This is a genomic window from Actinomadura rubrisoli, from assembly GCF_004349215.1.
GTDB classification, from domain to species: Bacteria; Actinomycetota; Actinomycetes; order Streptosporangiales; family Streptosporangiaceae; genus Spirillospora; species Spirillospora rubrisoli.
This window is the reverse complement of the sequence record NZ_SMKU01000352.1, coordinates 1-9,716: the sequence shown is the minus strand read 5'-3', so window position 1 is coordinate 9,716 and position 9,716 is coordinate 1. Positions and strand designations below refer to the sequence as shown.

The window sequence follows — 9,716 nt, the reverse complement described above, 5'->3', positions numbered from 1 at the left end:
AACGTGTGGAGTCGACCGGTACTAATAGGCCGAGTGGCTTGAACACACTGAACGTTCAAACCGAATCGCTGCACGAATGCGATGTTCGCGTCCCTGTGTGGTTCCCAGGAAACAACCGGGAACCCGCTGAACATATGTGAATACCGACGCTGGTGAGTGTCGGACGATGAGCTTCCCGCACCATCCCGTGAGTTTCGCGCGGGGGTGTTGGGGTTGGTCGTTCGGTGGTTATGGCGGAGGGGAAACACCCGGTCCCATCCCGAACCCGGAAGTTAAGCCCTTCAGCGCCGATGGTACTGCACGGGAGACTGTGTGGGAGAGTAGGACACCGCCGGACTCATATTGCAGAAAGGGCCCCGCCACACGGCGGGGCCCTTTCTCATTTCTCCAGCTTGTTGAGCAGGGCGTCCACGGCGTCCAGGTCGTCCTCGCTGAAGACGTGGATGCCGGCCCGTTCGAGAAGGGCTGTCGTTACCCCGTCGCCGGCGACCGACGCACCGGTGAACGTCCCGTCATAGACGCGTCGGCTTCCGCAGGACGGGCTGCCCTCTTTGAGGATCGCGATGCGCGCGCCCGCCCGCTGAGCAGTCTCCAGCGCGAGCCGTGCGCCGCGCATGAACGCCTCCGTCACATCGTCGCCCGTGTCGGTGCGGACCTGGGCCGTCCCGTCGAGGACGGCGGTACCGTCGGCGCCGGGAGACGATCCGACGATCTCGGCCGGTGGCCGCGGGATGGGCAGTCCGCCCGACACCTCAGGGCAGAAGTGGACGAGACGGCCCTCGCCGCGCCAGCGCGCGAAGAGCTCGCCGTTCATCGGCTTGGCCGCGCCGTCATATCGGACGGGCCTGCCCATGAGGCAGGAGCTGACCAGTATGCGTTCCACGCTTTCCAGCCTATGCGGACCACTTCGATGTCTTGCGTCCCATTGGACGCTGGCGAATAGTTGTGGGTACCCCCCTCCGCAGGGAGCCCGGCATGGTCCTTCTCGGCCGTCCACTCCCGGAGGCGCCCCCGGTGCGGCGTCCCCGGGGCTCGGTTCTGGTGTCCTGGCTGACCACCACCGATCACAAGGTGATCGGATACCTCTACCTCATCACCTCGTTCGTGTTCTTCCTCCTGGCCGGGTTGATGGCCATGGTGATCCGCGGCGAGCTCGCCGAGCCGGGCGGGCAGCTGGTGAGCAACGAGCAGTTCAACCAGCTGTTCACGATGCACGGCACGGTGATGCTGCTGCTGTTCGCGACCCCCCTCTTCGTCGGGTTCGCGAACGTCGTCATGCCGCTGCAGATCGGGTCGCCGGACGTGGCGTTCCCGCGGCTCAACATGCTGAGCTACTGGCTGTTCCTGTTCGGCGGGCTGATCGTGTTCGCCTCGTTCATCTCGCCGGGCGGCGCCGCGAGCTTCGGGTGGACGGCGTACGCTCCGCTGACCAGCCAGATCCGCTCGCCGGGCATCGGCTCCGACATGTGGATCATGGGGCTGGCGCTGTCCGGCTTCGGGACGATCCTGGGCGGGGTCAACTTCATCACCACGATCATCGGGATGCGGGCCCCGGGCATGACGATGTTCCGGATGCCGATCTTCACCTGGAACATCCTGCTGACGAGCGTTCTCGTGCTGCTGGCCTTCCCGGTGCTGGCCGCGGCGCTGCTGGTGCTGGAGTCGGACCGGCGGTTCGGCTCCCACGTCTTCGACGCGGCGTCGGGCGGGGCGCTGACCTGGCAGCATCTGTTCTGGTTCTTCGGACATCCCGAGGTCTACATCATCGCGCTGCCGTTCTTCGGCATCGTCACCGAGGTCATCCCGGTGTTCAGCCGCAAGCCTCTGTTCGGCTACTTCGGGATGGTCGGCGCGACGATCCTGATCGCGGGCCTGTCGATGGCGGTGTGGGCGCACCACATGTTCACCACCGGGCAGATCCTCCTGCCGTTCTTCTCCTTCATGACGTTCCTCATCGCGGTGCCGACAGGGGTGAAATTCTTCAACTGGGTCGGCACCATGTGGCGGGGGACACTCAGCTTTGAGACGCCGATGCTGTTCTCCGTCGGCTTCTTGGTGACGTTCCTTTTCGGCGGGTTGACCGGCATCATTCTGGCGTCGCCACCCCTGGACTTCCAGGTGCAGGACTCCTACTTCGTGGTGGCGCACTTCCACTACGTCGTCTTCGGGACGGTCGTGTTCGCGATGTTCGCGGGCTTCTACTTCTGGTGGCCGAAGATGACCGGCAAGATGCTGAACGAGGCCCTCGGGAAGATCCACTTCTGGATGCTGTTCATCGGCTTCCATACGACGTTCCTCGTCCAGCACTGGCTGGGCGCGCAGGGCATGCCACGACGGTACGCGGACTACCCGGACGAGTTCACCGCCCTGAACCGCGTGTCCAGCGTCGGGGCCCTGATCCTTGGGACCTCCACGCTGTTCTTCCTCTACAACGTCTACCGGACGGCGCGGCGCGGCGTCCGCGTGGAAGCCGACGACCCGTGGGGATACGGCAACTCGCTGGAATGGGCCACGTCCTGCCCGCCGCCAAGGCACAACTTCACCTCGATCCCGCGCATCCGCTCCGAGAGGCCGGCCTTCGACCTCCACTACCCGAAGCTGCCCTCAATCACCGGAGCAACGCTCCCAGGCAACGGCGGAATCCACGACAAGGGACCTCCTGCCCCTTAGACGACCGCCCGTCCTTACATCAGCGCCGAGCAGCGGCTTCCAGGTCGTCGGCAAGCCCTTCCTCCTCGCCATCGCCGACCAGTTCAGGTGACGGGGGACTCTTCACAGGTCACCGTGCTCCGGGCCTTGGCGGCTCGGGTTGCCCCACCTTAGGTGCGTGCCCCGGACTTGCGGGAGCTCGCCATGCCGCCAGGAAATCAGTCAATGTCTCAATAAGTCAGTAACAATAGGTAGTCGCATGGCCACTGTAGGTCATCAGAGCATGTAGTCATACAATCACTCTCCGTGTCACGCTCGGTTGCGGCGCCGCGCCCCCACGAACAACCCACCGAGCACGAAAGAGGACCTCATGCCCTCACTCAAGATGACCCTGACCTTGACCGGCACCGGCCTGGCCGCCGGCCTCACCCTCGCCACCGCCCTCCCGGCCATGGCCGCGATCGGTGGGGCCCACACCCCTGGCGCTCGCGCCGCCGCCTCGGTCAACGCGGACGGCTCGGTTGAGCGCTCCACCGGTGTCACCGGCGTCCGCAAGATCGGCACCGGGCAGTACTGCATCAAACTCGACCCCGACATCAACGTCACCAAGGCCGTCCCGGTCGCCACCATGCGCTGGAACGCCCCCTGGGACTCCAACATCTACGTCCGCTCCACAGGCTGCACGGACCAAGAGGTCTTCATCATCACAGGCAGCGCCTCCAAGGGCTTCAGCGACGTGGCCTTCGACGTGATCGTCGACTAACATCCACACCCGCGGCGGGGCCCGTCCCTCTGCTCCTGGGACGGGCCATCGCCGTCCGGACCGCCAGGACATGCCAAGACACGCCGGTCGCCGAGCCGGGCATGACCACCCTTGGGCGCCCTGCGAGCCCCCTGTCCGCTGCCGGTCCGCTCCACGAAGTCCCGTCCGCAGCAGCGCCGACCGGACCGCCCCGCGTGGCCGTCCGAAGGGCCGCGCCAAGTCCGCTATGCCGATCCCTCGCCCGTGCAACTCCCGAGACTTGGCATCCTCCCTCTACAAGAGCTTGTGACTCCGCCAGCGCGCCAAGGCGCCGCCCCGCAGACGAGGCCGCGCACACCCCCATCCTGAAACAGCGCTACCCGCCAGGAAGGGAGCACGCCATGAGCCAAGAACGGGCGCTGACCTGGCCGTCCAGCTCAGGCGAAACGGTGAGATCCCTACCGCTTCCACTCCCACTCCGAGCGGACCGGATCCGCGCCGCCGGACGCCAGACCGGACGACTCCTGAACCGTCCCGTCCGGGGCGTTCGACGCCGCACAGCATCGACGCTGCGAACGCGGTCATTGCGGCACGGTCGTAGCCGCCCTCACCGATCGGGCAGCGCCTGCCTTCTATGCGCACCAGTGAGACAAGATCACCCACCGCTCCGATCGCCGCGCGCACATCGCCCGAGGTCAGGCCATCTCCACGCACGTCAACCGGGCCTTCCGCCCGAGGGGGGTGCGGTGGGGTCACTTGCCTGCGCGGACCCGGTTGACGGCTATCTGGGCTATGCGGACGGCGCCGCCGGGGCTGAGGCGGACACCGCGCCAGGCGGCCCGGCCGTGGGCCGGGGCGACGATGAGGGCCTGGTTCTTCTCGACGCCGCGCATGATGTCGCGGGCGAGCTTCTCGGCCGTGTAGAGGCGCGGGGACGCCTTCTTGATGTCGCCGGTGGCGTCGCCGCTCAGCGGGGTCTCGGGCAGGTCGGGGTTGACGTTGGTGAGCAGCGGGGTGTCGACGAAGCTGGGGCAGACGACGCTGACGCGGACGCCGCGTCCGGCCGCCTCGGCGCGCAGGCCGAGGGAGAGGCCGACGACGGCGTGCTTGGTGGCGGTGTAGGGGATGCCGAGCGGCATCGGGACGAGCCCGGCGAGCGAGGCGGTGTTGACGATGTGCCCTCGGCCCTGCTCCAGCATGATCGGGTACGCGGCGTGGACGCCGTGCACGACGCCCTTGAGGTTGATGTCGATCGCGCGGTTCCAGTGGTCGAGGGTGAGTTCCTCGGCCAGGCCGCCGACCGCGATGCCGGCGTTGTTGAAGACGAGGTCGAGTCGGCCGTGGTCGGCCTTCACGCCCGTGTACAGCTCGGACACCGCGTCCGCGTCCGTGACGTCGAGGGGGGCGGAGATCGCCTTGCCCTGGCCGAGGGTGTTCAGCCGGTCGGCGGCGCTCGCGGCGCCCGCGGCGTTGATGTCGGTGACCACGACGGTGTCGCCGCGCGTCACCAGGGACGTGGCGATCGCACGGCCGATGCCGGATGCGCCTCCGGTCACGATCGCGATGCTCATTGCGCGCTCCGCTCGATGCTTGGCGCCGAAACCGCGGGCCCGGGGCCTGGGGGACGGGCCCGGGCCCGCGGCGGCTATTAGATGGAATGTGTAATTACTGGATTCTACGGGGTTCGTCGAACTCGCCGGTAGTCACCCTGCGGTGAAGCTCAGCTCGCCGTCCCGATCCCGAAGTCGGCCGGGTCGGGCCGGGGCGTCCTCAGCCGGTAGGCGACGGTGGACGCGGGCCATGCCGCCCGGTTCAGGCCGTCGCGGTCGAGGCACCAGCTGTCGCAGCCCCGGCCACCCAGACGGCGCCCCCGGACCTGCGCTGCACCCACGCGTTGAAGCGGACCTGGGCGGACGGCCGGACGGAGATGCGCGCCCCGCCCGCCTCCTCCGGCAAGGCCAGGCACCGCAGGATGTAGTGGCCCTGGGCCTTGATGCCGTCCTTCCGCGCATCCTGGATCCGCAGATCGTTCCGGCCGATGATGCAGGCGTCCTCGAACGCGTCCGTGACGTGGAAGCCGGGTTCGCGGTGGGGGACCTGGCGGGCCAGGTGCCACCGCGCGATGGAGCTCGCGGCCTTGAGCAGCCTGGGCTTCCTGAACCCGAGGACGAAGCTCTCCTGGAGCAGGTAGATGCCGTTGCGGTAGCCGCGCCGCACGCTGAGGACCTGGCGGAACACGGCCTTCTCCACCCTGGTCACGCGGGCGGTCGGGCCTCGGCATGATCCACGGCGGCGTCCGCTGGAAGACCGTCAGCGAGCCCGCGCGCTTCGCGTTCCGCGGGACGGACTGGATCGCCGACGCGCCGGTGCCGATCACGGCGACGCGCTTGCCGGTCAGGTCGTAGGAGCGGTCCCCCTTGGCGGAGTGGAACATCGTCCCCTCGAACGCGGCGAGGTGCCGGTGGTGTCGTCGTACTCGGTGCCGGTCACCTTGGCGCGGAACCGGGTGTGCTGCTCCAGCTTGTACTTGCGGGCGATGTCCTTGGTGTATTCCCGCCGTGTCCCACCGGCCTCGCCGCGGGCGTCACCGCGGCGGGCCGGGGAGCGGACTCGGGGCGTCGGCCATGCTCAGGCGGCCTTGGCGGCCTCGACGGAACGGCGCTGCTTCGGCTCGTCCCAGATGCCGAACGCCTTCCAGACCTGCTTGCCGACCGGGCTGATCACGCCCAGCTCCGCCATCAGGTCGCGGATCTTGCCGACGGAGTTGGAGATCTCCGCCTGGGACGCCTCGTTCTTGTACGCCGCGCGGACGACGTCCTTCGGGATGTTGAAGTGCCGCACCATCGGGCCGGGCGGGGCGAGCATGATCCGGGCCATCACGCCGAGGACGACCGGGGTGGCCACGCCGAGGATCCGGCGGCGCAGCGGGTTCATGTTCGGCACCCGGTGCTTGAGGTAGTGCCGGGCGAAGGAGATGTGCCGGGCCTCCTCCGCGATGTGGATCTTCATGATGGTCTCCTCCAGCGGGTGCTTGATGTGCCCGCCCTTGAGGGACTTGCGCTGCACGTAGTCGATCGGGTCCTCGCCGCCGAGCACGAACACGAAGAACATCTCGGTGTTGATCAGCGGGATCCACGGCGCGGCCTGCGCGATCAGGCTGAGCGAGCGCGGCATGCCGCGGATCGGCATCTTGGTGCGGTTCACGAACTCCTGGAACATCATCCCGTGGTGACATTCCTCGGTCGTCTCGTGGTAGACGTACCGGAACTCCGGCCGGCCGTTCGGCAGCCGGTAGGCGTAGTTGAGCAGCCCGCGCTTGAGCAGGTTCTCGAACTGCAGGCCGATCTTCATCGCGGTGGCGACGCGCCACAGGCCGATCTGGGACTGGATCTCCGGCGGCTGCGACTGGTACCAGGCGGTCTCGCCGAGCCGGTCGAACGGGGGCAGCACCCAGCGGGGGTCGTTCTTGTCGACCTGGAACTCGGGGTCGTCCCAGGGGATGTCGGCGTAGGCTTCCCAGTGCTTTTCCACCGACGCCTTGTTCAGGCGGTCGATGACACCAAGGTAGGACTTCTTGTCCTTGACCTGCTCGCGGACCTCGTCGGCGAGTTCGGTGGGGGCTTTGGGCATGTCGGGCGCTCCCTCGGGAAGGTGCTGCCGGCAGGGCGGCTGTCTTTCGGAGTCGGGACGGAGGGGTGGGCTGGCTGGGGTTCGCGTCGTGGTTCAGGCGCCGCGGGCCCCGGACGCGGCGGGGGCCCGCGGTTCGGTGTCGGGGGCCGGGGCCTGCGGTTCGGGCCCGGCTTCGGGGGCCGCGGCCGGTGCGGTCGCGGTGCCGGCGGGTTCGGGGACGATCACCCGGGCGATGTCCTTGACCTGGCCGAGCACGGCCGCCTGGTGGCCGCTGGCGTCGTCGTCGAGCGCGTTCTGGATCGACAATCCGACGAACATCGCGAACACGGTGCGCAGCATGGTGTCGGTGTAGTCGTGGGACAGCGTGTTCGCGGGGAACAGCCGCTCGAACGTCTCCAGGATGACCTGGAGGATCCGCTCGTTCAGGTCGAGGCACAGCGGCCGCAGCTCCTCGTCGGTGCGGGCGGCCACCGCCAGCTCCATCAGGGCCTTGGCCGGACGGCCGCGGAACACCTCCCAGAGGAGGTCGAGCGCGCCCGCCACGTCGCGCCGTTCGGCGGGCAGCACCGCGAACGCCGTCTCGTACGCCAGCCGCTGCGCCTCCAGGAGGTGCTCCAGCGCGGCGGCGACGAGCACCATCTTGGTGGGGTAGTGGTGCTGCTGCGCCCCGCGGGACACGCCCGCTCGGCGGGCCACCTCGGTGGTGGACGTGCCGGACCAGCCGAGGTCCACCAGGCACTCCATGGTGGCCTCCAGGAGCCTGGCCTGCGTGTGCGACCGGCGTTCCTCCTGGGTACGGCGGCCTGAGCTGTGGCGGCGACGTCGGCGGCTGCTTACTGACACACCTCGACGGTACGAGCGCGACATACAAGCAAGCAAGCCTGCATGTATGTTGCGCGCATCACAATTGGACATCACGTCTTATGCGATCCCCGGCCCGTGGCGGCAGAGCCGGCCGTGGCCCTGCGGGTTCGAGGCGGCCCACGTCACGGAGGGCAACGATGCCCGGCCACGCCTCGGCTCGGCTGTTGCGTAAGAAAACTATCGGATCCTGTACGATCGTTTCAGAAACGTTCCCTGAGAGGTGGCTGCTGTGGACCGCAAACGCGTCCTTCCGCGTGGCAAGTGGCGCGTCGTCGCCTGGGCCGCCGTTGCGATGGTGCTGCTCGTGACTGCTCTCGGTGGGGTCGTGCTGTGGCAGAACGACTACGACATGAAGACGGAGCGGCTGACGATCCGGCAGGGCGGACACGTCCTGCACGCCGTTCTGAGCACCCCCGTGGAGAGCGGGGAACGCCACCCCCTGGTGGTGATGATCCACGGCGACGCCGCCGTCGACGCCACCCATGAGGACGGCTATCTGCCGATGTGGGAGACCTATGCCCGTGCCGGGTACGCGACCCTGTCCTGGGCCAAGCCGGGGGTGGACGGAGCGCCGGGGAACTGGCTGGACCAGTCCATGGACGACCGCGCCGACGAGGCCGCAGCCGCCATCGCCTGGGCCCGTGCCCGCCCCGACCTCGACGCGGGCCGGATCGGGCTGTGGGGCGTCAGCCAGGCGGGCTGGGTCCTGCCGAAGATCGCCAAGCGGACGTCCGTGGCGTTCGTCATGGCCGTCTCCCCGGCGATCAACTGGCTCCGGCAGGGCCGCTACAACCTCTTGGCCGAACTCAAGGACCGCGACGCCTCGCCGGCCACCGTCCGGAGGGAGCTCGATGAGAGAGACCGCGTCCTCGGCCTGCTCAAACGCCGCGCGAGCTATCAGGAGTACGTCAGGGTGATGGGCGGCGCCCAGGGGATGAGTCCGAACCGCTGGATCTTCATCGGCAAGAACTTCACCTCGGACGCGACCGATGACCTGCTCGCCCTTCGCGGAACCCCCGTCCTGCTCGCCCTCGCGGGCCACGACCGGAACGTGGACACGACCGACACCGAAGCCGTCTACCGCGAACAACTGGAGTCCGGCGGCAAGCTCACCGTCCGCCACTACCCGGACGCCGACCACTCCATGGTCAAGGACGCACTCGCCCGCTCCGAGCTGAAGAGCACCCTTGTCTTCCTCTTCGCGCCCCGGTCGGTCTTCGCCCACCGCTACCTGGACGATCAGAACCGCTTCCTGCGCGGTCTCCGACCATGATCGGAGTCCTGTTCCCCCGGGAGCAGGCCGCCGCGACACGCTCCCGGGCGTGGGCCGTTCCCGGCTCCTGGCTCCCGGCTCCCGGCCACGGAACACCCCGGCTTCAGCAGGCCGGGGTCACCTCGATGACCACGCCGTCGCGCGGGATGCCGTCACTGGTCGCCGGGACGGCCGCCGGTGCCGTCCAGCAGCTGAGCCGGCCCCAGGTCCAGCGGAGCCCCCGCTCGGCCTGCTCCTCCGCGCCGCACGCCGAAGTGGCCGCCCGGGGCTGGGCGCGGCTCGATCGCGAACGTCAATGGACGCCCCGTATACCTCGCGGGGGGTAGGCGCGAGGTCCCGGGTGCCGCAGGGGGAGCAGGCGTGGTGCATCTCCTGGCCCGACGACGGACGGCAAGGCGCGGCGCGACGATCCCGGACATGGGAAACGCAGCAGAGGCAAGGCGATCGATCGAAGACGAGACGGGCGGCGGCGGCACGGCCAAAGCTCGTAAATCGGCGGAGGCCCGCACGGCGGAGGCCGGGGCGGCGGCGGACGCGGCCTCGGGCGGGGCCTCGGAG

At 68.7% G+C, this 9,716-nt stretch carries 10 protein-coding genes and 1 rRNA gene; 5 read left to right on the top strand and 6 right to left on the bottom strand.

Annotation, left to right across the window (positions count from 1 at the left end):
* Positions 1-220 precede the first annotated feature (220 nt).
* A 5S ribosomal RNA gene (rrf, locus tag E1298_RS39065) occupies positions 221-337 on the top strand.
* A gap of 42 nt (positions 338-379) precedes the next feature.
* Here the strand turns inward: rrf and E1298_RS39060 are convergent.
* Positions 380-883: a 2-thiouracil desulfurase family protein gene (locus E1298_RS39060; protein ID WP_131902425.1), complete on the bottom strand. Its 504-nt coding sequence runs from the start codon at positions 881-883 to the stop codon at positions 380-382.
* A gap of 92 nt (positions 884-975) precedes the next feature.
* Between E1298_RS39060 and ctaD the strand changes: the two genes are divergently transcribed.
* On the top strand, positions 976-2,670 hold the full coding sequence (ctaD, locus tag E1298_RS39055) for an aa3-type cytochrome oxidase subunit I (RefSeq protein ID WP_131902424.1): 1,695 nt from the start codon (positions 976-978) through the stop codon (positions 2,668-2,670).
* A gap of 349 nt (positions 2,671-3,019) precedes the next feature.
* Positions 3,020-3,412 (top strand): hypothetical protein, encoded by a 393-nt coding sequence (locus E1298_RS39050; protein ID WP_131902423.1) that lies wholly within the window; start codon positions 3,020-3,022, stop codon positions 3,410-3,412.
* 731 nt (positions 3,413-4,143) lie between these two features.
* Here the strand turns inward: E1298_RS39050 and E1298_RS39045 are convergent.
* Positions 4,144-4,962, bottom strand: a complete 819-nt coding sequence (locus E1298_RS39045; RefSeq protein WP_131902422.1) for an SDR family NAD(P)-dependent oxidoreductase — start codon at positions 4,960-4,962, stop codon at positions 4,144-4,146.
* Positions 4,963-5,203: 241 nt separating this feature from the next.
* On the bottom strand, positions 5,204-5,650 hold the full coding sequence (locus tag E1298_RS39040; RefSeq protein WP_131902421.1) for a hypothetical protein: 447 nt from the start codon (positions 5,648-5,650) through the stop codon (positions 5,204-5,206).
* A gap of 20 nt (positions 5,651-5,670) precedes the next feature.
* Between E1298_RS39040 and E1298_RS51380 the strand changes: the two genes are divergently transcribed.
* Positions 5,671-5,796, top strand: coding sequence for a hypothetical protein (locus tag E1298_RS51380; RefSeq protein ID WP_279499471.1), 126 nt, complete (start codon positions 5,671-5,673; stop codon positions 5,794-5,796).
* A gap of 223 nt (positions 5,797-6,019) precedes the next feature.
* Here the strand turns inward: E1298_RS51380 and E1298_RS39035 are convergent, their stop codons facing one another.
* Together E1298_RS39035 and E1298_RS39030 are read right to left on the bottom strand one after the other, a co-directional pair.
* Positions 6,020-7,021, bottom strand: a complete 1,002-nt coding sequence (locus E1298_RS39035; protein WP_131902420.1) for an AurF N-oxygenase family protein — start codon at positions 7,019-7,021, stop codon at positions 6,020-6,022.
* Positions 7,022-7,114: 93 nt separating this feature from the next.
* A complete protein-coding gene (locus tag E1298_RS39030) occupies positions 7,115-7,864 on the bottom strand; it encodes a TetR/AcrR family transcriptional regulator (protein WP_243726081.1) in 750 nt (249 codons plus the stop codon).
* A 250-nt stretch (positions 7,865-8,114) separates the two neighbouring features.
* On the opposite strand from E1298_RS39030, the gene E1298_RS39025 reads away from it, so the two are divergent.
* Positions 8,115-9,158, top strand: a complete 1,044-nt coding sequence (locus E1298_RS39025) for an alpha/beta hydrolase family protein (protein WP_243726080.1) — start codon at positions 8,115-8,117, stop codon at positions 9,156-9,158.
* Between the two features lie 152 nt (positions 9,159-9,310).
* Here E1298_RS39025 and E1298_RS48780 read toward each other — a convergent pair whose 3' ends face one another.
* Positions 9,311-9,454 carry a hypothetical protein gene (locus tag E1298_RS48780; RefSeq protein WP_165975880.1) on the bottom strand — a complete coding sequence of 48 codons (144 nt, stop codon included), beginning with the start codon at positions 9,452-9,454 and terminating at the stop codon, positions 9,311-9,313.
* Between the last annotated feature and the right edge of the window lie 262 nt (positions 9,455-9,716).

Bases quoted from the DNA above. Each gene is read 5' to 3' on its own strand.
- E1298_RS39045 (WP_131902422.1), bottom strand. From the start codon at position 4,962: ATGAGCATCGCGATCGTGACCGGAGGCGCATCCGGCATCGGCCGTGCG.
- E1298_RS39035 (WP_131902420.1), bottom strand. From the start codon at position 7,021: ATGCCCAAAGCCCCCACCGAACTCGCCGACGAGGTCCGCGAGCAGGTC.
- E1298_RS39050 (WP_131902423.1), top strand. From the start codon at position 3,020: ATGCCCTCACTCAAGATGACCCTGACCTTGACCGGCACCGGCCTGGCC.
- ctaD (WP_131902424.1), top strand. From the start codon at position 976: ATGGTCCTTCTCGGCCGTCCACTCCCGGAGGCGCCCCCGGTGCGGCGT.
- E1298_RS51380 (WP_279499471.1), top strand. From the start codon at position 5,671: ATGATCCACGGCGGCGTCCGCTGGAAGACCGTCAGCGAGCCCGCGCGC.